Annotated in this window: 19 protein-coding genes; 2 read left to right on the top strand and 17 right to left on the bottom strand. The window is 59.0% G+C overall.

The window, feature by feature from the left end; translation table 11 throughout:
* Positions 1–46: 46 nt before the first annotated feature.
* The gene (locus SJY32_RS08725) at positions 47–586 is read left to right on the top strand and encodes a heme NO-binding domain-containing protein (protein ID WP_376873927.1); all 540 of its coding nucleotides are present in this window, start codon (positions 47–49) and stop codon (positions 584–586) included.
* Positions 587–600: 14 nt separating this feature from the next.
* A complete protein-coding gene (locus SJY32_RS08720; RefSeq protein WP_376873925.1) occupies positions 601–2367 on the top strand; it encodes an ATP-binding protein in 1767 nt (588 codons plus the stop codon).
* A gap of 27 nt (positions 2368–2394) precedes the next feature.
* Here SJY32_RS08720 and SJY32_RS08715 read toward each other — a convergent pair whose 3' ends face one another.
* The 17 genes from SJY32_RS08715 to SJY32_RS08635 all read right to left on the bottom strand — a co-directional run bounded on the left by SJY32_RS08715 (position 2395) and on the right by SJY32_RS08635 (position 23031).
* The gene (locus SJY32_RS08715) at positions 2395–4101 is read right to left on the bottom strand and encodes a hypothetical protein (RefSeq protein WP_376873923.1); all 1707 of its coding nucleotides are present in this window, start codon (positions 4099–4101) and stop codon (positions 2395–2397) included.
* A 303-nt stretch (positions 4102–4404) separates the two neighbouring features.
* Entirely contained in the window at positions 4405–5883 is a 1479-nt protein-coding gene (locus tag SJY32_RS08710) for a mannitol dehydrogenase family protein (RefSeq protein WP_376873921.1), read from the bottom strand.
* Between the two features lie 94 nt (positions 5884–5977).
* Positions 5978–6751 carry an L-iditol 2-dehydrogenase gene (locus SJY32_RS08705; RefSeq protein WP_376873919.1) on the bottom strand — a complete coding sequence of 258 codons (774 nt, stop codon included), beginning with the start codon at positions 6749–6751 and terminating at the stop codon, positions 5978–5980.
* Positions 6748–7752 carry an ABC transporter ATP-binding protein gene (locus SJY32_RS08700; RefSeq protein ID WP_376873917.1) on the bottom strand — a complete coding sequence of 335 codons (1005 nt, stop codon included), beginning with the start codon at positions 7750–7752 and terminating at the stop codon, positions 6748–6750. Before SJY32_RS08700 ends, SJY32_RS08705 begins: the two co-directional genes overlap by 4 nt.
* A gap of 10 nt (positions 7753–7762) precedes the next feature.
* Positions 7763–8593 carry a carbohydrate ABC transporter permease gene (locus SJY32_RS08695; RefSeq protein WP_376873915.1) on the bottom strand — a complete coding sequence of 277 codons (831 nt, stop codon included), beginning with the start codon at positions 8591–8593 and terminating at the stop codon, positions 7763–7765.
* Between the two features lie 12 nt (positions 8594–8605).
* Positions 8606–9472, bottom strand: a complete 867-nt coding sequence (locus SJY32_RS08690) for a carbohydrate ABC transporter permease (protein ID WP_376873913.1) — start codon at positions 9470–9472, stop codon at positions 8606–8608.
* 156 nt (positions 9473–9628) lie between these two features.
* Entirely contained in the window at positions 9629–10945 is a 1317-nt protein-coding gene (locus tag SJY32_RS08685; protein WP_376873910.1) for an ABC transporter substrate-binding protein, read from the bottom strand.
* Between the two features lie 111 nt (positions 10946–11056).
* Positions 11057–12094, bottom strand: a complete 1038-nt coding sequence (locus SJY32_RS08680; RefSeq protein ID WP_376873908.1) for a LacI family DNA-binding transcriptional regulator — start codon at positions 12092–12094, stop codon at positions 11057–11059.
* 160 nt (positions 12095–12254) lie between these two features.
* Complete coding sequence (locus SJY32_RS08675; RefSeq protein WP_376873906.1) at positions 12255–13160, bottom strand: LysR family transcriptional regulator; 906 nt, start codon at positions 13158–13160, stop codon at positions 12255–12257.
* A gap of 187 nt (positions 13161–13347) precedes the next feature.
* Positions 13348–14724: an NAD-dependent succinate-semialdehyde dehydrogenase gene (locus tag SJY32_RS08670; RefSeq protein WP_376873904.1), complete on the bottom strand. Its 1377-nt coding sequence runs from the start codon at positions 14722–14724 to the stop codon at positions 13348–13350.
* Between the two features lie 182 nt (positions 14725–14906).
* The gene (locus SJY32_RS08665) at positions 14907–16091 is read right to left on the bottom strand and encodes a sn-glycerol-3-phosphate import ATP-binding protein UgpC (RefSeq protein WP_376873902.1); all 1185 of its coding nucleotides are present in this window, start codon (positions 16089–16091) and stop codon (positions 14907–14909) included.
* Positions 16091–16933: an ABC transporter permease subunit gene (locus SJY32_RS08660; protein WP_376873900.1), complete on the bottom strand. Its 843-nt coding sequence runs from the start codon at positions 16931–16933 to the stop codon at positions 16091–16093. Before SJY32_RS08660 ends, SJY32_RS08665 begins: the two co-directional genes overlap by 1 nt.
* A gap of 3 nt (positions 16934–16936) precedes the next feature.
* On the bottom strand, positions 16937–17929 hold the full coding sequence (locus SJY32_RS08655) for a carbohydrate ABC transporter permease (RefSeq protein ID WP_376873898.1): 993 nt from the start codon (positions 17927–17929) through the stop codon (positions 16937–16939).
* A 73-nt stretch (positions 17930–18002) separates the two neighbouring features.
* Positions 18003–19301 (bottom strand): extracellular solute-binding protein, encoded by a 1299-nt coding sequence (locus SJY32_RS08650; RefSeq protein WP_376873896.1) that lies wholly within the window; start codon positions 19299–19301, stop codon positions 18003–18005.
* Between the two features lie 215 nt (positions 19302–19516).
* Positions 19517–20734, bottom strand: coding sequence for an ABC transporter substrate-binding protein (locus SJY32_RS08645; RefSeq protein WP_376873894.1), 1218 nt, complete (start codon positions 20732–20734; stop codon positions 19517–19519).
* A complete protein-coding gene (locus tag SJY32_RS08640; protein ID WP_376873892.1) occupies positions 20734–22269 on the bottom strand; it encodes a sensor histidine kinase in 1536 nt (511 codons plus the stop codon). Before SJY32_RS08640 ends, SJY32_RS08645 begins: the two co-directional genes overlap by 1 nt.
* 90 nt (positions 22270–22359) lie before the next feature.
* Positions 22360–23031 (bottom strand): response regulator transcription factor, encoded by a 672-nt coding sequence (locus tag SJY32_RS08635; protein WP_376873890.1) that lies wholly within the window; start codon positions 23029–23031, stop codon positions 22360–22362.
* Positions 23032–23157: the final 126 nt, after the last annotated feature.

Genomic DNA, 23157 nt, shown 5'->3' with positions numbered 1-23157 from the left:
GATGGCGGCCCGAAAGCCACCGAACATGGATGAGGAAGGGAAGATTATGAAGGGTGTTATCTTTGTCGAATTGATCAAGATGGCTGAGGATGCCTTTGGCGAAGACACGGTTGATCTGGTGCTCGACAAGGCCAACTTGGAAAACGATGGTGCTTTCACGACCGTCGGCAACTACCCTTGCTCGGAATTGATTAAGGTTGTCATGGCCTTCAGCGAGCATTCAGGCCTGAGCCCAGTCGTGCTTCAGCGTAAATTCGGGCATTGGATGATGGATCACTTTGTTAACAATTACCCTGTATTCTTCGAGGGTAAGACGGATACGTTTTCCTTGCTGGAGGTCGTCGATGGTGAGATCCACGTTGAGGTCCAAAAGCTCTACCCTGAGGCGGAACTTCCTGTTTTCAAAACCGAACGTCTCGCGCCAGATCATTTGCTCATGACCTATTCCTCGCCGCGCCCGTTGGGCGAGTTTTGCCACGGGATGATCGAAGCCTGCCTCACGCGGTTCGATCAGACCGCGGACGTGACGCATGCCGCTGTGGCAGGCGTTGATAATGCTATTGCCTTCGATATCCGCCTGACCTGAAGACTGTTTGAACCATGACCGACCAAGCCGATGACCGCGTCTCGCGACGCAGATACCAGCGCGAACAGATGGCACGTGCCGAGGCAGAAACTCTGCTGGAGCAAAAAAGCCGACAATTGTTCGAAGCCAACAAGCAGTTGAGTGAGCAGTCATCGCGCTTGGAACAGGCGGTTTCGGAACGCACGGCGGAATTAAGCTTGGCATTGAACCGCGCGGAGGCGGCATCCACGGCGCGCAGCCGCTTTGTCGCGACGATGAGCCACGAGATCCGCACCCCGCTCGGTGGGATGCTGGGGATGATTGACCTGCTGAGTATTGATGAGCAAGATCCCGAAAAGAAAGAACTTCTCGATTACGCGAAGACGGCAGGGCTCGGCCTGAGCAGGATCGTCAACGATGTTTTGGATTTTTCGAAAATGGAGGCGGGCGTCTTCGTTTTCGAGGAGGAGCACGTTGACATTCGCGCCTTGGTCGAGAGTATTCGTATCCTCGCCGCGTCGAGCACCAATGGCAAAGATCGTCCGATCACGACGAAAGTAGATGCCAGCGTTCCCAAGCTGTTCTTGGGGGATGCCACGCGCATTCGTCAGGTGATTTCGAACCTGACCAATAATGCGCTGCGCTATTCGCTGGACGGGCCGATTATCCTTAAGGCCAAGGCGAGCCCGCATCCGAAAGGGGCTTTGCTACGCGTCGAGGTGGAAGATTTCGGTGTTGGCATCGCGCAGGAGCAGATCGGAAATCTTTTCAAAGATTTCTCTCAGATCGCAAACTCCCTGACCGCCGCCGCGCAAGGAACGGGCCTTGGGCTCGCGATTTGTAAGCGGATCATGGAAGGGTGCGGCGGGGAGATCGGCGTCGAGAGCGCCGTTGGCAGCGGTTCGACCTTCTGGTTCGAGTTGCCTGTGGAGATCGTCGAGCAGACGACCCAGCTTGCATCGCATTCCGCGATGCAGCCAGAGGCCGCGATGGATACAATCTTGCAGGGCAAGAGGGTTCTGATCGCGGAGGATAACATCATCAACCAGAAGCTTCTTTTGACCTATGCAAAGCGCATGGAGCTGGTGCCAGAGCTGGCAGAAAATGGCCGCATCGCGTTGGAGCGGTTCTCGCCCGATGACTTTGATTTGGTGCTGATGGATGTGGCGATGCCCGAGATGGACGGGCTTGAAGCGACGCGCCGCATTCGGGAAAAATGGGCCGGTCGTGACATGCCGCCGATCCTGATCCTCACGGCGCATGTGATGGATGCAATTGAGACGGAAGCAAAGCTCGTCGGGGTGGATGTTGTGCTGTCCAAGCCGATCCCATACGACGATTTGAAACATGCTTTGCAAATCGCGATCGCGGGGAGCACCCATCAGTCAGTCGCCCCCAGCAATGATCCAGTCGCAGCGCCCGAAACAGACGACGATCTCTCTGGATTGTCCGATGACGCGAACAAGCACGACGCGTTCTTGGGGTTGATGTCGCCGGTGAGTGCGGATGAGCTTGTCTCCATGTTTGGCATGGATGAGCTTATTGATTTTGCTCGAAAATATGTCGTGGATTCGTCCGATCGATTGGTCCAGATCGAAACTGCCCTCGTCAACGAGGACTGGCGCCAGATGTCAGAGCAGGCGCATTCGATCAAAGGTGCCTCGCTGGTCTTCGGCTTCGCGGATATTCCCGGCTGGGCGGAATTTATCGAGAAAGCCAAGCCCGCTCAGGATCTGGAGACTGTCCGGCGCTACATCGAGAATATACGCGAACGGCTCAGCCGCATCACCGCGACGCTCTAACCTGCGCGGGTTCCAAAACTCACCGCACTAGAATTTCAGCGCATATGTGACCGACAGGCTGCCATCGAGCAGCCCGTCGCTCTCGTTACCGTTGCGATTCCAAGGGAAGCGGTTGTTCGCGTAATTGCTATACGAAATCAGCCAGTCTTCGGAGGGCCGGTAGCTTGCCGTGTAGCTGTAATCCGGATCGTAATCGCCTTGCTTGCCAGGCGCGTAGAGCCTTGCGGTCCCGCCGATGCGGAATTTGTCGGTGACGGCGTAACCGCATGAAAGGTTTAGACTTTCCGCCAAAACGCGCGGCAGGCCGAGGCTCGCGGAACATGCCGCCGATTTATCATTCGGCAGGGTGATCGTGGGCAGGGCATAGCTGCCCCTCAAACTGCCCGAGAGAAGCGAGTTGATAAAGCCGCTAAATCCGCCGTCAAAGCGCGCGGCGTAGTTTGAGTAGCTCAGATTGATCTTCTCTGAAAAGCGGTAGGAGAAGGCATAGGTGAAATCGGGATCATCGGCGCTTTGTTCGGACGCGTCTGCATACCCTTGTAGAGACGCGCGAAGGGAAAGCTTTTCGGTCAAATTCGCACTACAGCCAAGGCTTGCGCGGGGCTTTCCGATCGATTTACCCGATCCCCCAGAAGCATAGCCCAAGCTGGTTGTTGCGGTGATCGAGCATCGCAGGTTCATGCGCTCCCAATAGGTTTTCGGAGCAGCTTTTTGCGGCGTTCTGGTGGTGGTCGCGGTGCGGGCAGTTGGTTGCGTGCGCGCAGGCGATCCCCGTGCCGCAATATCTGTCTCGCCGATATCGCCAACCGGCGTGAGCGTATCCTCTGAAGGGCCTTCAGTCTCTGCCGCCTGTGTCTCTTGTTCCGCTGAAATCGGTACGGATGGTTCGGTCGGTTGGGCGCAGGCGCCGGGGATAACCGGATCTGGTTCAGAGCAAAGCGCGACCTCGCTCTCCTGCTCGGGTATATCGTCTTGGGGGGGCGTCTCAGTCTCTGGCAAATCAGCTGTGATCTGATCCGAAGTGACCTCGGGATTACTATCGTCCAAGAGTTGCGCCGCGCGCGCGTTGGTCGCATCCGATGCAGCGGCGCTGACGGCCTGTGATTGCGGGACAGGGGGTTGCGGGGGTTGACGGTACGGGTCGAGAACCGGCAGACCTTCCAGCGTCGGCGCGGTGCCCGACCCCGCCAAGACCCATTGTGCGAGGTAACGGGCAACCGTTTCGCCGTCGAGAGCATCGCCCGCCGCTGTCGGCAAGGCGGGGCGCGGAGCATTGATCGCAGGGATGCGGAAGCTCGTGCCATCCGGCCGCAAGATGTCGCAAGCTGTCGCCGCGACGCATGTCATTGTGAAGTCGGCCGTCCGTTCGGGATTTTCGCCGCGCGCGGCAACGGTGCCTTCCGTTGACGGCGCGGATGGTTGCGGCGCACGCAGGATCTTTGCGCTTCCGTCTGGGAAGACGGAGTATTCCCAACCGTCTACGTAGCCTCGCTGAAACCGTGACCAATAGAGGGCGCTGGGCACATCCACGATGCGCTCCTCTGCGCCAGGGATCGCCGGATCGGCAGTGTTGACGATAGGCGCACGGGTGGGGGAGGTTGCGATGGGGAATTCATCTTGGGCATAGGCGGTGAGCGCGCCGAGCACACCGATAGTTGCCCCCAACACCATCGCCGCCTTCTGTGTCGCCGCCTTCTGTGTCCCCGCCTTCTGTGTCGCCGTGCGATGTCTCATCTGTTTTGCCCGCGCGCGGCGTCCTGCCCGCAAAACGATCTGCGCGTCTGCGCACCAGACCGCATGACATCGCGCAGCGGGGAGGGGGGCGTTTTGCGCATGGGTTTGACGTTTCGCCTCATTCGACTGGGTCGCTGATGCGGCCGCGTGAAACAGCGTGCAGGCACCGGCGAATTTCAAACAATCGTAAGCGAATTCTCGACTTGGATAAAGTTCAGAATGAATTGGCGGGATGGGTCCAGAACCCACCCCGCCAAATTTATCACGGCCCGTCGCCATGTCAGATTATGTTGCGCAAAGATTTCAAGCGTTTGCGGTGTAGCGCTCCATTGCGGCTTGCGCACCTTCCGCCCAGATCAGTGAGAGCCACGCGTTGAACGCCTCTTTGAACGCGGGCACCTGCGCGAGATCGCCGTAAATCTGTTCTTGCTCCAACCAAGCTTGCGGACGGGCTTTCGCCTCGGTCGCCACGGCTTGCAGCTTGCCCCAGATAGGGTCGTTCGCAGCAATGACTGTGCCATCTTCGCGGGTGCCTTCACACATCCGCGCCCAAAGCGCCTCAACCAGCGCGAGGCCGCTCAAAGGCTGACCCGCCTTCACCGCATCACGGATGATCGGCAAGATGAAGCCAGGATGACGCGACGCGCCGTCAAACGCAACGCGGCGGGTTGTGTCGAAGATTTGTTGGTTCGAGAAGCGGCTCTCGATCAGATCAACATAGGCAAGCGGCGTCATATCGGGGACGGCATGCACATGCGGCACGATTTCGCGGGTCTCGACCGCACGCCAGAAGCCCTTGATCGCGCTATGCTCCATACAGCCGGAGATCGTCTCGACGCTGAGAATTTCGCCGACATTCGCGATGACCTGATGGCCGCCATTGAGGATGCGGATTTTCATCGCTTCAAAGCTGTGGACGTCATTTGTGAAGGTGGTGCCGACTTTATCCCAATCAGGCCGACCGGCGCAGAAGCTGTCCTCGATCACCCACTGACGGAAGTTCTCATGCGTGACGGGCGCGCTATCTGCGACGCCAAACTCGCGCGCCAACGCCAGCTCTGCCGGGCCTGTCGCGGGCACGATGCAATCTACCATCGAGTTGGGGAAGGTGCAGGAGGTGTCAATCCACTCCGCGAGAGCCGGATCAGAGAGTTTTGCCAAACCAAGGATCGTCTGGCGCAGAATGTCGCCATTGCCTTGCAAATTGTCACAGCTTTGGCAGGTGAACGGGCCGTGGCCCGCATCGCGGCGCGCTTTAAGTGCGGCAATGATCGCGCCAAATGCGCTGCGCGGTGCCTCAGGATGCGTGGCATCGTAAGCCATATCGGGGTGGGCTGCGTCAAAGCCGGTCGCCGCGCGGTAATAACCGCCCTCGGTCAGCGTCATCGCAACGATGCGGATTTCGGGACGCGACATGGCTGCGATCAGCGAGGCATTGGTTTCCTCGACCGGAATAAATCCGATCATCGATCCTGTAACCTCGGCGGATTTGCCCGCAGGATCAAGTTCGATCAGCGTTGTGAGGCAATCTTGCGCCAGCATCCGCTCGCGCTGCGCCGCATCCGCAGGGCGCACACCGGCACCAAGAATTGCCCAATCGCGGGCGAGACCCTGCTCCATCAAGCGGTGCAGATACCACGCCTGATGGGCACGGTGGAAGTTGCCAAGGCCGATGTGCACGATCCCCGCGGAAAGATCGTCGCGCGCATAGCTGGGCACGCGGATCTCGGCGGGCAAATCTGCAAGGGTCGAAAGCGAAAGCGAAACGGGCGATGTAGACATGGCGGGACTTTCTAGAGAAACAAAAATGCGAGGCGCGGTCACACGTTGACGGGAAAACGTAGCGGTGACCGTGGCGCGGCGGGGCCGCGGTGGCTCAGCTCATCCACTGGCCGCCGTCGACGTTGTAAGTCTGCGAGACGATATAATCTGCCTCTGACGAGGCGAGGAACACGGCCATTCCTGTGAGATCAGCGGGAACGGCAAAGCGGCCAGCGGGGACGCCTGCGGCGACTTCGGCCTTCTTCTGGCCCAAGGGTTTACCTTCGAGCTTGGCAAACATGGAATCTACGTGATCCCAATGTTCACCATCCACCACACCGGGGGCGATGGCATTGACGTTGATGCCGTGCCGGATCAAATCCAGCCCCGCCGATTGCGTCATTGAGATCACGGCGGCTTTGGTGGCGCAGTAGACCATCACCAAAGCTTCGCCGCGTCTGCCCGCTTGCGAGGCCATGTTGATGATCTTGCCGCCGTGGCCTTGCTTGATCATCTGCTTGGCTGCCGCTTGCAGAGTAAAGAGGCTGCCTGACACATTCACCGCGAAGAGCTTCTCATAGCTTTCGCGCGTGATATCGACAGTTTCGGAGGCATCGAACAGCGCAGCGTTATTGATCAGGATATCGAGCTTCCCCGCTATGCGCTCGACGGTCGCCATCGCGGCATCGATGCTGCTTTGGTCCGTCACATCAAGGTGCACAGGGTAGGCCGCAGGGCCCAAAGCGCGCGCAGTCTCCTGCGCGGCTTCCAGGTTGATATCCGCAATTGCGACGCGTGCGCCCTCATCGACAAAGCGCTCTGCAAAACCCCGCCCGATTCCTCGAGCGGAGCCTGTGATCAGGGCGGATTTGCCGATCAAGCGTGTCATGCGATGCGAAGCCCTTTGTCGTCGAAGCGGTGGATCTTGTCGGCTTGTGGCTTGAGGTGGATTGTATCCCCATGCTTGAGGCCAACTTCGCCGCCTGCGCGAACCGTCATCGGCTCTTTCATTTCGGGAATATGGACGTGGAAGAACGTGTCCGACCCCAAATGCTCCGAGACGCCAACACGGCCGACATAGGTGCCACCGCTCTCGACAACGTCTATGTGCTCGGGGCGGATGCCGATTGTGGCCGCGTTATGCTTTGCCGCTTCCGCACCCGTGAGCAGGTTCATCTTCGGGCTGCCGATAAAGCCAGCGACGAAGACGTTGCGCGGGGCGTGGTAAAGCTCGAGCGGGCTGCCGACTTGTTCGATGTGGCCTGCGCGCAGAACAACGATCTTGTCCGCCATAGTCATGGCCTCGACCTGATCGTGCGTCACGTAGATCATCGTGGTTTTCAGCGTTGCGTGCAGCTCGCTGATTTCCATCCGCATCCCGACGCGCAAAGCGGCGTCGAGGTTCGACAAAGGTTCGTCGAACAAGAAAGCGGAGGGCTCGCGCACAATCGCGCGGCCAATCGCAACCCGCTGACGCTGGCCGCCCGAAAGCTGGCCCGGGCGACGATCGAGATAGTCGGTGAGATTCAACGCCTCTGCCGCTTTTGCGATCCGGCGATCCTGCTCTTCCTTATCCATGCCGGCCATTTTCATCGGGAAAGCGATGTTCTTGCGCACGGACATATGCGGATAAAGCGCATAGCTTTGGAACACCATCGCCAACCCGCGCTTGGCAGGGGGGAGGTCGGTGGCCGGGTTGCCATCGATGCGGATTTCGCCGCTGGTGACATCTTCCAACCCTGCGATCAGGCGCAGCAATGTGGATTTGCCGCAGCCCGACGGGCCGACGAAGACAACGAATTCACCATCATTGATCGTCAGGTCCAGCGGCGGGATGACTTCGATATCACCGAACTTCTTTTGGACTTTATCGAGAGTAATGCGTCCCATGGTGGTCTCCTTATTTGACCGCGCCGAAGGTCAAACCCCGGACTAGTTGTTTTTGGCTGAACCAGCCCATGACAAGGATCGGCGCGATAGCCATAATCGAGGCTGCGCTGAGTTTTGCGTAGAACAGGCCTTCAGGGGCCGAGAAGCTTGCGATGAACTTCGTCAACGGCGCGGCGTTAACGGTGGTCAGCAAGATCGTCCAGAAAGCTTCGTTCCATGCGAGGATGATATTGAGCAAGATCGTCGAGGCGATGCCAGGAACGGCCATCGGCGTCAGCACATAGATGATCTCGTTTTTGAGGTTCGCACCGTCCATCCGCGCGGCTTCCAAGATCTCGCCCGGAATTTCGCGGAAGTAGGTGTAGAGCATCCAAACGATGATCGGCAGGTTGATGAGCATCAAGATGACCACCAACAGCAGGCGGCTGTCGAGCAGATCGAGATATTTCGCGATCAGCACGAGCGGATAGAGAACACCCACCGCCGGCAACATCTTCGTTGAGAGCATCCAGAGCAGAACGTCTTTGGTCTTTTTGCCCGGAACGAAGGCCATCGCCCATGCCGCAGGCACCGCGATCACGATACCCAAAAGCGTTGAACCGACCGCGATGATGATCGAGTTCATCAGGGCGAGAGGGTAGTTCGACCGTGCGAGCACATCCGTGTAGTTTTGCGTCGTCCAGTCGAAGAAGAACCAGACGGGCGGATCGGAAATCGCCGCACCTTCGGTTTTGAAGCTGGTGAGGAAGGTCCACAGGATGGGGAAGAAGATCAGCAAGCCGATCGTTCCCGCAAGAGCCGTCCACATCACTTTTTTACGTTGAGAAATTGCGCGTGCCATAGGTACAGCCCCTTAGTTGTCGAGGTTCTTGCCAACGATGCGCATCAAGAAGATGGCAACGATATTGGCAAGGATGACGGCGACGATCCCACCGGCAGAGCCGAGACCGATATTCTGGCTTTCCAGCACGCGCTGATACACGAGGTAGGTCAGGCTGCGGGTGCCAAAGGCGCCGTTGGTTGTCACGAAGATCTCTGCGAAAATCGACAGAAGGAAGATCGTCTGGATCAGCACAACAACGGTGATTGCGCGGCTCAAATGCGGCAGGATGATATACCAGAACCGGCTAAGAGCAGGCGCGCCGTCCATTTCGGCCGCCTCGAGCTGCTCGCTCGAAAGCGATTGCACGGCTGTCAGCAAAATCAGCGTCGCGAAGGGCAACCATTGCCATGCGACGATCACGATGATCGACATCAAGGGCGCCTGGCTGAGGAAATCGTAAGGCTGGGCGCCGAAGAACTTGAACAGGTAGGAGAACAACCCGTTGTCAACGTTAAAGAACATGTTCTTCCACACGAGTGCGGACACTGTCGGCATCACGAAGAACGGCGCGATCACGAGGATGCGGATGATGCCTTGGCCGAACATCGGGCGATCGAGAAGCAAAGCAAGCAACACGCCGCCGCCGATGGTGATCGTCAGAATACCGCCGACCATGTAGAGCGTGGTCCAGACCGAGGTCAGGAAGGACGAGGACGACAGGAACGACACGTAGTTCTGGAAACCGATCCAGGCGTCGAATGTCGCGCGCAGCGGGCGATAATCCGCGAAGGAAAAATACAAGGTCATGCACAAAGGCACGAGCATCCAGACCAGCAGCACGAAGACTGCTGGCGCGATCATGAGCCGCGCGGATGATTTGGAATGTTCTGTCGCCATGACGGGCTCCTTCCGACGAGCGGGGACGATAAAAGCAGGGCCTTTCGAAGACGCGTTTTAAGCGGTCTGCGAAAAGGCCTGCTGGACGAATAGACATAGGGGAGGGGCGGAGAAAAACAGGGGCGACTCCGTCGCCCCTGTAAAGGATAGCACAGATTAGTAACCTGCTGCTTCCATTTCTTCGGTGGTCAGGTTCTGTGCAGCAGCAAGCGCTTCATCAACGGTCTTGTTGCCTGCAAGCGCGTCAGAGAACTGCTGGCCGACTTGCGTCGCAATGCCTGCAAACTCTGGGATCGCTACGAACTGAACGCCGGTGTAAGGCACTTCTTTGATCGAAGGGTTCTGTGGGTCAGCGGAGTTGATGCTGTCCAAAGTCATCTTCGCAAACGGTGCCGCAGCAAGGTAGTCTGCGTTCTCGTAGAGCGAGGTGCGCGTGCCCGGAGGAACGTTCGCCCAGCCTTCATTTTCAGCAACCAAAGCGGTGTAATCTTGGCTTGTGGCCCAGCTTACGAAGTCTTTAGCAACATCTTGCTTTTTGGAGGACGATGGGATCGCGAGCGACCATGCCCAGAGCCAGTTGCCGCGCTTGCCCAAACCATTGTCAGGTGCGAGTGCGAAGCCGACTTTGTCCGCAACAGTCGAATCCATCGGGTTGGTCACGAAGGACGCCGCAACAGTTGCGTCGATCCACATGCCGCACTTGCCTTGTTGGAACAGCGTCAGGTTTTCGTTGAAACCGTTGTTCGCCGCGCCGCGTGGGCCGGATTCGTTCATCATTTCGAGGTAGAAAGTCAGTGTCTCTTTCCACTCCGGGCTGTCGAACTGGGCTTTCCAATCCATATCGAACCAGCTTGCGCCGAACGAGTTGGACATCGCGGTGAGGAACGCCATGTTCTCACCCCAGCCAGCTTTGCCGCGGATGCAAACGCCGTTGATTTCGTTTGCGCGGTCGGTCATTTTCGCCGCAGCTTCACGGATGAAGGCCCAAGTCGGCGCTTCCGGCATGGTCAAGCCAGCCGCTTCCATGAGGTCTGTGCGATACATGACCATCGAGCTTTCGCCGTAGAACGGCGCAGCGACGAGGTTATCTTCGACGGTGAGACCGCCGCGGATCGCCGGAAGAATGTCATCCGCGTTCCAGCCTTCAGCCATACCGTCATTCAACGACACGAGCCACTTGTTCGCACCCCAGATCGGCGCTTCATAGGTGCCGATCGTCATGACGTCGTATTGACCGCCACCCGTCGAAATGTCGGTGGTGACGTTCTGACGCAGGACGTTTTCTTCAAGAACAACCCAGTTGATCTTGTTGCCGGTCTTGTCTTCCCAAGCGGTGGAGAGACCTTGCATGCGCACCATGTCGCCGTTGTTCACGGTTGCGATGGTGATCTCCTCTGCCATTGCTGCAGATGCGAGACCTACAGCGAGGCCGAGCCCGACAGCAGTGCCGAGCAAACGTTGTTTCGTGTCCATTAGAATCCTCCCAGAAACTTTTTACACGTGTCAAATGTAAATCGTGGAAGTGGTGGGCGTCAATCGATATTTAGTGTTGAGGGTAAATTCCACGACCGATTTGAACTTATGTCACGCGGATTGACGAATTCGGAGCACCCCTTTAGCCAAGCTAATAACATGATCTTCATGTGAATTTTCAGAGTGCAGTTTTGCGATCAATCGATCCATTGCAGCCTGACCGATGGCGCGAACATCCTGCGCCACGGTGGTGAGAGTGGGGCTTGTGAATGGGCACAGCGGGTAGTCGTCGTGTCCCGCGATTCGCAACCCACCCTTGCGTCTGGCGCCGGGCTCAAGCCCATGCTGCGCCGCGGCGCGAAGCGCGCCGATTGCGACGCGGTCGTTGGCGCATAGGATCGAAGTCTCCGTGAACTCGCCTGCGGAGAAATGTGCATCGAGTGCGGCGAGCCCATGGGCCTCGAAGTGATCCAGCGGTGTGATCTCCTCGGTCCCGATAACGCAGGGCGGCAGGCCCAGTTCCGCCATTTTGGCGAGATAAGCATTCTCCCGTTCCATCGCGTTGAAGTTGCCGCGCGGCATCGCGAGGAAGACGGGGGGTGGCCCTTTCCGGCTGAGGTATTCCGTGATGATGCCGGTGCTCTGAACGTGATCGGAGCCAACGAAATCTACATCCGCAAGGGCGGTGGGGCGCGAGTCCATCAGCACGAAGGGCAGTCTGGCGTTCAGCCGGTGATAGGCGGTCATGTCACTGTCATTGCCGAGCGGAGCGACGATTGCCCCATCGACATTCATCGAAAGCAGGGTCTCGGCTGCGCGCTGTTCGATTTTGGGATCGGAGTGCGAGCATTGCGTGATGATCGTGTATCCCGCCTTGAGCGCGGCGAGTTCGACGGATTCCAGAAGGCGGGTGAAGAACAGATCGTTGAGGTAGGGGATGATCACGCCAATGATTCCGGTTGTCTTCCGGTTCATGCGGGTGGCGAAGAAATTTGGCGTATAATCGACCTGTTCCAGCCCCCGACGAATCCGTTCTGCCGAGGCGGGGCTGACGTTTGCGGGGTCTTGGAAATAGCGTGAGAGCGTCGGGCGCGACACGCCGATCGCGGCGGAGAGCTCCATCATTGTGAGGATCTGAGGTTTGGCCATTTTCGCACCCGTGAGAACATTTGGTCTGGCGACCTTATCGCAGGTTTTACAAACGTGGAAACTTTTTTACACGTGGAAAGGGCCTGTAACACTAGACGGGGAATATGACCTGCGCATAACACTCACTTGCCTCCGTGGTTTGCGCGCTACGATCAAATCCTCACCAGATGGCTTGGATCACCTCGAACAGGGCCGCGATGCGCGGGGCGGCACGATTGCGCTCAAGCGTGATGAAATTGAGGCGTGCGGGCACCGCGAGATGGGGGCAAATCGCTAAGCCTGCGGACTGGTGTTGATGCAGGGCGATTGACTCACGGCAAAGGCTCAACCCAAGGCCCGCGCGCACCATCTCCAGCATCGAGGGCTCCTGATCAACGAGGGCTACCATTTTAGGTGGGCTCGCGACGCCGGAGAAAATCCCTTTTAACAAACGGTTATGGGCTGAGGATGGCGGTGTCCCGATCCAAGGAAGCTGCGCGAGATCATCCCACTCCGCGCGATTGAGGCGGTCTTGCCACCCCGCAGGCCCGATGACGCGGTAGGAAAAATCGGCTAGCGCTTGGCAATGAATTTGCGGCTCGGCCATGTCCTCGTCGACCTTGTCGGGCGCGCTGAGGTAGAACCCCGCGTCCAACTGGCCACGTTTGAGCCGCGCAAGGATTTCTCCGCTCACACCGTGGGAGAGTTCAGGCTCGATCTCGGGATACTCCGAGCACAAACTATGCAACAGCTTTCCAAGGCGGGTGAATTCGGGATCAACAATCGTGCCGATCTTCAGCTTACCACTTAACTTGCCCGTGCGTTTATGGGCGACGCGGTGAAATTCCCCCATTGCGCGCAAGACCTGCTCGGCTTTCGGCAACAAAGCGGTGCCGTCCGGTGTGATCTCGACGCCGGATGTGGTCCTGCGAAACAGCGCAACGCCCGTTTCCTCCGCCAAACGCTTGAGTTGGTGGCTGATCGCGGGCTGGGTGAGGTTTAAAACCTCAGCAGCGCGCGACACATTCCCCTCGCGCGCGACCGTGACGAAGGCGAGGAGGGTGTTAATGTTCGAGAACCTGTCCATATGAACGATTGTAATAAGGGCGAGGGCATTTTGCTATTTTTTAAGCGGCCCTATGCCCGATCTGCGGCTATTTCTTAACGTCAGGCGGCGCCCGCGGGGCGCGCCATAACGGATATTTATAGTGTTGACCCTCTGGGTCGGATGAAATCGCCTCGCCCGTCCCAACTGACAGGCGAGGCGCATCGAGTTAAGGCCGGAAGATGGCCTTCACATTCACAAATTCCTTCATGCCGAATCCGCCATGCTCGCGGCCAAATCCGGAATCTTTCACACCGCCAAACGGCATGTTGGGATCTGCCGCGCCGAAGGAATTGACGCGCACCATACCTGTATCGAAGTGATCACGGGCGAGTTGCACGGCGCGCTCCTCGTCTTGCGAGAAAATTCCGCCGCCCAACCCATACCGGCTGTCATTGGCGATCCGCATCGCGTCCTCATCATCCTTCGCGCGGATGATCGCGGCAACGGGGCCGAAAATTTCGTCGTCATAGGCCGGCATGCCCGGCGTCACCTCGGCGAGCACGGTGGCAGGGTAATAGGCGCCTGTCTGATCCGCTGGCGCCCCGCCGCACAAAACTTCCGCTCCGCGCTTGACGCTTTCGTTGACCTGATCGCGCACGGTGTCGCATTGGTCTTGGGAGGAAAGCGGCCCTAGCTGGGTATCGTCCTGCAATGGGTCGCCCATCTTTATGGCCTTCATCTGTTCAACGAAGGCGGTGGTGAACGCGTCATAGACCTTGTCCGTGACGATGAAGCGCTTGGCGGAGACACAGGTTTCGCCGTTGTTGTAGAGACGGCCCATCACAGAAAACTTCACCGCAGTCTCGATATCTGCATCCTCCAGAACGAGGTAGGCATCGTTCGAGCCGAGTTCGAGAACCGATTTCTTCAACGCCTTCGCAGCCGCCGCGCCGATATGACGACCCGCGACGTCCGATCCCGTCATCGTCACACCGCGCACTAGCGGCGCCTCGATCAAGTCGTCGCTGACATCATGATTGATCAGCAGAACTTGGAACAAATCGTCGGGCAGGCCTGCCTCGCGGCACAATTCGTTGAACCGCAGCGCGGTTCCGGTGCAGATGCTCGCATGTTTCAAAACGCAGCCGTTCCCCGCCATCAAATTGGCCGCGAGAACGCGGGTGGGCTGATAGAGCGGGAAATTCCAAGGTTGGATCGAATAGATCACGCCGATCGGTTGATAAGTGACCAGCCCGCGCTTCTCGCCGCCCGTATGCGTCCGCTCCTCATCCGCCAGAAGATCGGGGCCGTTTTCCGCGGTGTAATCGAAGATAGCGGCGCAGATATCGACCTCGGTTTTGCCATCGGCGAGTAGTTTCCCCACTTCGCGCGTCATCAGCTCCGCCAGCTCGTCGCGGTGTTCGCGCAGCTTGGCCGCGATCTTCACAAGGTAGGGCGCGCGCTCGGCGTGCGACAGCTTGCGCCATTCCAGATGGGCGTTGTGGCAGGTCGCAAGTTTTGCCATCGCCTCGTCCTTCGTCATAAGGGCGTAGGTTTCGATGTCGTCGCCAGTTGCGGGGTTAACAGTTTTAAACGTGGTCATGCTCGCTCCTCAGTTTGCTGTGAGGTCAACGAACGAGGGAAGGGCAGGTTCCGTTGGAACCGCCCGTTGCGGCCTTTCACATGGTCCCGTTTTCGTGATCGCGCCCGTTTAGATGGGCGGGGTGGCGTGTGATCGGGCAGGGTGTTGCGCCCGATCACATCCCTCATGGCTTGCGCGCGCGGTCACGCGCCGACGGACATGCCTTCGATGACCCTTGACGTCGGCGCCGCGGCATCGGTGCCCAAACGCTTCCCCGTCAACGTGTCGAACAGGTGCCACATTTCGGAGGGCGCGGTAATGGCGATCCGGTCCGGCACGGGGGCGGCCTGCGTCGCTTGCGCAGTGGCGGTCTGTGTGCCCGAACGATTGGGCAATGAGAAGGCCAAGGGTTGGCCGTCGACATGCCCGTTTACGATCCGGCCCGATCCCAATTCCTCCACAAACCCGACATCAAGTGGCAACGCATGCGCCGCGTTAGGATGTGAAGCGAGCATCATCGCCTCCGCGCGCAACCCCAAAGTTACGGGCCCCTCTTTCACCCCGTCGGTCGACGCGCTCGCGTGACCGCGCAGCCTGTCGGGCAGGGGGCCAAGGTCAACCGACCCTACCCAAAGATGGCCTTGCGAGATCGTCGCATCCAAAAGGTTCATCGCGGGCGCGCCGATGAAGCTTGCCACGAAGGTCGAGGCGGGGCGGTGGTAAACTTCGAGGGGCGTGCCGATTTGCTCGATCCGGCCCGCGTTCAACACCACGATCCGGTCGGCCAGCGTCATGGCTTCCAATTGGTCATGCGTCACGTAAAGCGCGGTTGTTTTCAGGCGGCGTTGCAAGGCGCGGATTTCGGCGCGCATGCTTACGCGGAGCTTGGCATCCAGGTTCGAGAGCGGTTCGTCAAACAAAAACGCGGCGGGCTTGCGCACAATCGCACGCCCCATTGCGACCCGCTGGCGTTGCCCCCCTGAGAGCGCGCGGGGCTTTCGGTCGAGATAGGGGACCAGTTCGAGCATCCTTGCGGCTTGGGCGACCCGCTCCTCGATCTCCGGCTTGGGCGTGTTCCGGTTTTTGAGGCCATAGGCCATATTCTCGCGTACGGTCATATGCGGGTAGAGGGCATAGTTCTGGAAGACCATCGCGATATCGCGCTGCGCCGGATCGAGTTCGTTCACGACGCGGTCGCCAATGGAAATCTCGCCCTCGCTGATCTCCTCCAGCCCTGCGACCATCCGCAGTAGCGTTGATTTTCCGCAGCCAGACGGCCCGACGAGGACGACAAATTCGCCGTCCGCGATTGTGATATCGGCGTTATGGATCGCACGCACGTCGTTGCCATAGTCTTTGCCAACAGCGTTAAAGGTTATCTGTGCCATTATTTATCGCTTTCCGTCAGGCCCTTGATGAACATGCGCTGGAAATAGACGACCAGCGCAACAGGCGGGATCATCGCCAACACGGCAAGGGCAAAGGCTTCGTTATAATCGGGGATTTGGCTGCCGATCCAAACTTGCAGGATTGACTTGATGCCGCGCATGAGGGTGAAGAACCCTTCCTCGGTCGTCATCATCATCGGCCAGAGATACTGGTTCCAACCGTAGACGAACATGATGATAAACATCGCCGCCATCATCGGTTTCGACAACGGGATCAGGATATCGAGGAAGAACTTCACCGGCCCCGCGCCATCAATACGTGCGGCCTCCAAAATCTCGTCCGGTACGGCTTTGAAATACTGCCGGAAGTAGAATGTGCCCGTGGCCGAGGCGAGAAGCGGCACGATCAGGCCAGTGTAGCTGTTGAGCAAGTGGAGATCTGACATCACTTGGTAAGACGGCATGATCCGCACTTCGAGTGGGAGCAAAAGCGTGGTGAAGATCATCCAAAACAGCGGAACCGCAAAGCGGAACCGGAAGTAGACCAGCGCATAGGCCGCCATCATCGATAGCACGATCTTGCCCACAGCAAACCCGACGCCGAGGATCATCGAATTCATCATCATCCGCGTGCCGGTGACTTGGCCGGTGAAGCCCCCCGCCTGCGTGAGAACCTTCGCGTAGGTGTCGATCCCGTCCGAACCGGGCAGGAATTTGAGGCCCTGCGTATGGATTTCCACCGCTGAATGGGTTGAGGAGGCGAGCGCCATGATCACAGGGATCAAAAGGAACAAAGCGCCGAGGATCAGGATCAAGTGATCGAATGGTTTCATTTTATACATGGATCACCCGTAATGAACGCGACGCTCGAGGAAGCGGAATTGCACGATGGTCAGCGCCGCGACGACCAGCATCAAGATCACCGATTGCGCGGAGGAGCCGCCGATGTCGTTGCCTTTGAAACCGTCGAGATAGACTTTGTAGACGAGGGTCATTGGGTTGTTGGCGGGCTTGTCTTTGACCATCACATCGATAATCGCGAATGTGTCGAACAGCGTATAGGTGACGTTGATGATCAGCAGGAAAAATGCGGTCGGTGCGAGGAGGGGCAACGTGATATCCCGAAACCGCCGCCAACCCGATTGCGCGTCAATCAAAGCGGCTTCGCGGATTGAGGCGGGAACAGATTGTAGACCCGACAGGAAGAAGATGAAGTTATAGGGGATCTGCTTCCACACCGCGACAATGGTCATCGCGGCGGCGGTATCCCAATAATTGATCCCCACGCGCAGGTCATATCCGAAAAATGCGGCGAGATCCTTGAACGGGCCGATATGCATATCAAAGAACATCATACCGACGAGCCCCGCAACCGGTGGCGCAATCGCATACACAGAAATCAACGCGGTTTTATAAGCACTTGCGCCGCGGATCACCTTGTCTGCCTTGACCGCCAAAAGCAATCCGATCGACAGGGCCAGTGTCGTTACAACGACGCAAAACAGGGCCGTGAACGCGGCAATGGACCGGTATTCCGATCCGCTCACAACATCCTCGTAATTCTCCATTCCGACGAAGGTCGAACCGAACCCGAACGGGTCTTCGAGGTAGAATGAGGAGGTGACGGCCTGCACCGAGGGCCAGTAGAAAAACACGGCGACAACCATTAACTGGGGCAAAACAAACGCCCACGGTGTCACGCCGCCCTTGAATTGCACGCGCTTTGCGGGCGGGGCGGGGAGGCGTTTGCGGACGCGGGGCGTTTTGGCCAATCCGATCGTCGATCCCGCAGGAAGCGGCAGTGCGGACGTGGGCGGCACGGAGGAGGGGTGGGACATTCGGGAGCCAATTCAACAAAGGAAGGGGGCTCCCGACAACAGCCGGAAGCCCTGAAATGTGCGAGGGGAGGCGTTAGCCCGCGGTTTTGGAGAACCGGTCAAGCAACTGGTTGCCTTCGGTTTCGATCGTCTCAAACGCTTCCGTAGGGGTCACTTCGCCCGAGAAGATGCGGTTGAATTCGCGTTCCATCACCGAACGGATTTGCGGGTAGAAGCCCATCCGGTAGCCTTTCGACCAGTCACCGCCCGGCAGCATCAGCTGTTGAATGCCAATCTCCGCGACGGGTTGTTCGTCGTAGTAGCCCTCCGATTTGGCCAATTCATACGCGGCCTCGGTGATCGGAACATAGCCGGTGGCTTTGTGGTAATACACTTGGACTTCCGGCGATGTCAGGTAGGAGAAGAACGCCGCGGTGCAGGTGTTCTCTGCTTCGGATTTCCCCGACATCGCGAACAGGGCCGCGCCGCCAATGAAGGATTGTGTGCCTGCGCCCTCGATCGAGTCCCAATAGGGCATGAAGGTCGCGGAGAACGGCTTGGTTGCGGTTTGCTGCAACCCGCCGAACGAGCCGGACGATCCGATCCACATTGCGGCTTTGCCTTCCTCGAACGGCTTTTGGTTATCGGCCCAACCCGCACCGTAGAAGCCGTAAAGCCCCGCATCCGCCCATTCCTTGAGCTTGTCGAACATCATCACCTGATTGGCGTCGGTCACCATCATTTGCGTGCCGTCAAAGCCGTCATAGCCGTTGTTATTCGTGGCGAATTGCTGGTTGTTGCGCGATTTGAAGTTCTCGACCATCATCCAAGTCAACTGCGACGCGGCCAAGGGAATGTAGCCCGCGTCTTTCAGCTTCGGCGCAATGGCTTCAAACTCTTCCCAGGTTTTCGGCGCTTCAACGCCAGCGGCCTCAAGCGCCTCGGTGTTGAAATACAAAATCGGCGCGGAGGCGTTGAACGGCATGCCGATGAACTTGCCATCCGCATCGGCGTAGAAGTTCCGCACGCCCGCAATGAAATCCTCGCGCTTGAAATCGGCACCTGCGTTCAGCAACAGATCCTCAGCGGGCACGGTTGCGCCTTTCGCGCTGATGATCGTTGCAGCGCCGGCATCGAATACCTGCAGGATGTTTGGTTGTTCGTTGGAACGGAAGGCCGCGATCCCCGAGGAGAGAGCCTCCTCATAGGTGCCCTTCGACAGCGGCGTGATCGCGCATTCGCTTTGGGCGTCGTTGAACATTTTCGAGATTTCGTTCACGACCTCGCCATTGCGCCCGCCCATACCGTGCCACCAGCTGATGTCGGTTTGTGCAAGTGCCGCGCCAGCTGTCAATGACAGTGCGAGAGTGGAAACTGTTGCAAGTTTGAGCATGGATATCTCCGCCAAAAAATCTGCTTCATGAAAAATCCGGAAGGCGTTTTGCCTGCGGATTTCAGGTCGGTTGAACTGGGTGCAGATGTGATGGAGGACCGTGACCGTTCAGTGACGGTTCGTTAAAGCTCTTGCGACAATGGCGCCTGGCGAGACGGGGTGACGCAAGGTTATCGTCGCGCGATCCGACGCGACGGGGGGGGCTCCGTTACGGGTCAGTTCCTGTCGCGTCGGCGTTCAGAGGGATCTTGCGTGAATGTGTCACGCCAGCGCGCAATGAATTGGCCGCGAGTCAGGCTATCGCGGGCCACGAGAAGCGTTGGCAGCAATTCAATAGGGCGCAATGTGGAGGGCGAAACCGAAAATTCGGCCGCGCCCTGATCCGATAGAACGGGGCTCATGAGGTGAACGCTCGTCAGTGCATCGCGCCCTTGCGCCGATAACAAGAAATCGAGAAGCTGCGTCGCCCAGCGTTGTGTTTGGGCGCGTGCAGGATCTTCCGCATCCGGCGCATCCCCCGCTAAACTGTTCGTGTGACGCGGCATGATAAAGGCGCGCGAGAGCACCAATGTATAATCTTGCGGCAGAATGATGCCGACGCGCGGATCTTGCGCGGCCAAGGCGTAAGAGCCCAGAACGTTGTACGCCAGCAGATAGCGCCCCTCGCCAACCCCGTCGATGATCTCTGCCGAACAGCAGGTTGCAATCGCGCCGCTGCGATCAAAACTTTCCAAAAGCGCGCCGAAAGTGCTCGCCTCCTGACTGTCTTTAAACGCGAACAGATAGCCAAGGCCCGAGGCCTCTATATCATAGGTCGCAACGCGCCCCTCATAAGGGGTGCCAATCGGGCGCATCAGATCGAGCAACGCGAAGCGCGTTGCGGGGATGTCGCTCTGCGGCACCAAGGCGCGGTTATAGATGATGACGGCTGCCTCGCGCGTGATCCCCCAAACCTCGTCGCGCCAGCGCAGCGCATCGGGCAGGGCCTCCGTCTGCGCGGACCGGTAAGGCGTCGCGCAACTCAAATTGACCAACTCCACCATCTGATGCACGGCCGAGGATATCACGATATCCGCACGTTCATCGGGGCGTAGGGGGGATGCGACATCCTCTAGTGACTGGCATTCGTTCAAGGTGCGCTCATGCAGCGCGTTGGAGCCCCATTGCTCGTACCGGATCGTGATATCGGGGTGGGTCCGCAAAAACGTCTCCAGAACGGGCGCGAAGATCTTGAGATCGGTGGTGGATCGCACCACCAGCGGGCGCGGAATATCCGGCCCGAAGCTCTGCGTCATCTCCTGTGCGGTTGCGATCGGCGCACCAAGGCACAGGGCGAGCGCGGGGCGCGCAACGAGGGTGAGCGTCGCACGCGCGAACGCCCGAAGGGTGAGCAGGCATCGCCAGATCCGGCAAGCGGGGGTGATCTGGGGCATCATAACCCTCCGGTTTGGTGACGGGGCGGCGTTGCCTCGTTGGCATCAAGGGCTGCGTCAATCTTGGCGGGGGGCAATCGCAGCGATGCGCGAAAACCACCCGACGGGGGGCGTTCAAAGGTCAGCGTGCCGCCAAACGCCTGCGCGACGGCATGCCCGATCGATAGCCCCAGACCTGCGCTCTCGCCGCGCGAGGCTGCGGTGCGCGCGAACCGCTGGCCGAGCAAGGCAAGAACCTCGTCGCTGGGGCCGTCGCCCTCATCATGCACCCAAAGGGTTGCTGTGACCTGTGTCGCATCCGTCGCATCCGGCTCAAAGCTTGCGCCAAGTGTCACCGGCGCGCGCCCGTGTTTGAGGGCATTGCTGACGAGGTTTTTCGCGGCCTCGCTCAAAGAAACCTCATCGGCCAGAACCATCACCGGGAGGTCATCAATCTTGAGTTTCAGCTCCGCCGTGGGGGCCAAGAGCGCGTGATCGCCCGCATCAAGGATATCAAGCGCGATTTCGCGCAGATCAATCGGGGTCGGGCGAATGCTATCGGTACGGTGGATGACCAACGCGCGCGAGAGCATCTGATCAAGCAAGCGCCCCAAGCTCAGCGAGCGGCGGTGGATGCGGTCCACAATCAACGCGCGCCGGTCGGGGTCTCGCTCCTCGGCGGCAAGATCCGCTTGCGCCCGCAAGGCCGCGACAGGGGTGCGCAACTGATGCGCGGTGTCGGAAATCAAATTGCGCATCGCGCCGATCTGACGATCCAACCGCGCCATAAACCCGTTCATCGCCTGCATCATCACCACCGCTTCGCGCGGAACTGGCGTGGTCATCGGCGTCAGATCATGCGGATCTCGGGTGGCGAAAGCGCTTGCAATCGCCTCAAGCGGTTGCATCGCATGGCGCACCATCAGGGCGGCGAGGATCAACATGAGAACCCCCGCAAGGCCAAGCGCGATCAATGCGTTACGCGTGATGTCGAGGGCGAGCGCATTGCGCGCGCGCAGCGTTTGGCCGACGACGATCTCAACGGTTCCGGCCAGATCACGTTCCGAAAACCGTTTGCTGACCGCGACAAACCGCGCGGGCTCATGGGCGAATTCGGCATCCATGAAGGTCGGGCGTGGCGTTGTGCGGCGCGGCGGCAGGTCGAGCTCGTAGCCCGTCAGCCGCGCGCCATCGATGCCGCTGATACGGTAGGCGATGCGGTCCTCGGGGGCCAGGGCAAGAAGTTGAAACGCCGAGATCGGCAGATCGACCGAGAGCGCACCGTCCACGACAATGACAGAGGCGGCGATGTCGTTCGCGGCGCCTAGCAAAAGCCTGTCATAGGCCTCGCGCGCGGCTTGGCGGCCATAGGCGAAGGCCGCCAGTGAGGTCAAAATTCCGCCCACCACCAGAAGCGATATCACCCCCAGCGACACGCGCGCCGAGAGTGAGAGGGTGGAGGCGGGCGCGATTGCGTGCCCTGCGGTCGGCCTTGATACCACGCCGCCGCGCCGCAGTAAGGACAGCCAGTGGCGCGCAGGCGAAGGGCGGCTCATCGCGCGGGTCCGTTATACGGGGGGGCGGGCAATGGGGGGGCGGGAAATGGGGGGACGGGCAATGGGCCGCGCGCGCGCAAGGGAAAATGGTCAGCCATCGAGATCCAACCGATAGCCCAATCCGCGCTGCGTCTCGATCACCACGCCCGCATGAACGAGCTTTTTGCGCAGCCGTGCGATGTAGAGCTCGATTGCGTTCAGCCCGACATCCGCATCATTGAACGAAAAAAGCCCCTCAAACAGCCGCTCCTTGCTCATGATTTTCCCGCGGTTGCGTATCAGCATCGCCAGCAACGCAAATTCCCGCCGCGTCAGATGCAGCGGCTCCTCGCGTACGCTCGCCGTTTGGGCGGTGGGGTTAAAGCACAACTGACCAACCCTGATCTCCTCGCCTTTTTGGGCGGATTCACGGCGGTGAAGTGCTTGAAGTCTTGCCTCCAACTCTCGGTGATCAAATGGTTTTACGAGATAATCATCCGCCCCGAGATTGAGCGCAGTCACGCGGTCATCGACAGAGAAAAGCGCCGTCAGCATCAACACAGGCGTGCGATCTTGCGCCGCGCGCAGCTCCGCTAAAAGATCCGTGCCCAAGCCATCGGGGAGGTTGATATCTAAAATGATCACATCATAGCGTTGAACATCCAAAAACCCCCGCGCTTCATCCAAGCTCGCGGCCAGATCGCAAGCCATGCCCGACCGCGCGAGGCGGATCATCACAGCCTCCGCCATGTCTTGGGCATCCTCAACGAGCAAAAGCCGCACTTGTCGTTCCTCCAACCGATCCTGAGTGCCTGATAGGTGGCAAAGCCTCATCGCGCAACACGTGGGGCGCGCGCTGGTCTCTTCAATGTGCCGCCGATAGGCCCCGACGCGCAAGTCCTTGCATCA

Origin of the sequence: Albirhodobacter sp. R86504 (genome assembly GCF_042466415.1) — a bacterium.
GTDB lineage: Bacteria > Pseudomonadota > Alphaproteobacteria > Rhodobacterales > Rhodobacteraceae > Albirhodobacter.
This window is presented reverse-complemented; position numbering and strand designations above follow the sequence as displayed.

What these genes read in the sequence shown, in the direction of transcription:
- SJY32_RS08725 (WP_376873927.1), top strand. Translation starts at nt 47, where the DNA reads ATGAAGGGTGTTATCTTTGTCGAATTGATCAAGATGGCTGAGGATGCC.
- SJY32_RS08720 (WP_376873925.1), top strand. Translation starts at nt 601, where the DNA reads ATGACCGACCAAGCCGATGACCGCGTCTCGCGACGCAGATACCAGCGC.
- SJY32_RS08715 (WP_376873923.1), bottom strand. Translation starts at nt 4,101, where the DNA reads ATGAGACATCGCACGGCGACACAGAAGGCGGGGACACAGAAGGCGGCG.
- SJY32_RS08710 (WP_376873921.1), bottom strand. Translation starts at nt 5,883, where the DNA reads ATGTCTACATCGCCCGTTTCGCTTTCGCTTTCGACCCTTGCAGATTTG.
- SJY32_RS08705 (WP_376873919.1), bottom strand. Translation starts at nt 6,751, where the DNA reads ATGACACGCTTGATCGGCAAATCCGCCCTGATCACAGGCTCCGCTCGA.
- SJY32_RS08700 (WP_376873917.1), bottom strand. Translation starts at nt 7,752, where the DNA reads ATGGGACGCATTACTCTCGATAAAGTCCAAAAGAAGTTCGGTGATATC.
- SJY32_RS08695 (WP_376873915.1), bottom strand. Translation starts at nt 8,593, where the DNA reads ATGGCACGCGCAATTTCTCAACGTAAAAAAGTGATGTGGACGGCTCTT.
- SJY32_RS08690 (WP_376873913.1), bottom strand. Translation starts at nt 9,472, where the DNA reads ATGGCGACAGAACATTCCAAATCATCCGCGCGGCTCATGATCGCGCCA.
- SJY32_RS08685 (WP_376873910.1), bottom strand. Translation starts at nt 10,945, where the DNA reads ATGGACACGAAACAACGTTTGCTCGGCACTGCTGTCGGGCTCGGCCTC.
- SJY32_RS08680 (WP_376873908.1), bottom strand. Translation starts at nt 12,094, where the DNA reads ATGGCCAAACCTCAGATCCTCACAATGATGGAGCTCTCCGCCGCGATC.
- SJY32_RS08675 (WP_376873906.1), bottom strand. Translation starts at nt 13,160, where the DNA reads ATGGACAGGTTCTCGAACATTAACACCCTCCTCGCCTTCGTCACGGTC.
- SJY32_RS08670 (WP_376873904.1), bottom strand. Translation starts at nt 14,724, where the DNA reads ATGACCACGTTTAAAACTGTTAACCCCGCAACTGGCGACGACATCGAA.
- SJY32_RS08665 (WP_376873902.1), bottom strand. Translation starts at nt 16,091, where the DNA reads ATGGCACAGATAACCTTTAACGCTGTTGGCAAAGACTATGGCAACGAC.
- SJY32_RS08660 (WP_376873900.1), bottom strand. Translation starts at nt 16,933, where the DNA reads ATGTATAAAATGAAACCATTCGATCACTTGATCCTGATCCTCGGCGCT.
- SJY32_RS08655 (WP_376873898.1), bottom strand. Translation starts at nt 17,929, where the DNA reads ATGTCCCACCCCTCCTCCGTGCCGCCCACGTCCGCACTGCCGCTTCCT.
- SJY32_RS08650 (WP_376873896.1), bottom strand. Translation starts at nt 19,301, where the DNA reads ATGCTCAAACTTGCAACAGTTTCCACTCTCGCACTGTCATTGACAGCT.
- SJY32_RS08645 (WP_376873894.1), bottom strand. Translation starts at nt 20,734, where the DNA reads ATGCCCCAGATCACCCCCGCTTGCCGGATCTGGCGATGCCTGCTCACC.
- SJY32_RS08640 (WP_376873892.1), bottom strand. Translation starts at nt 22,269, where the DNA reads ATGAGCCGCCCTTCGCCTGCGCGCCACTGGCTGTCCTTACTGCGGCGC.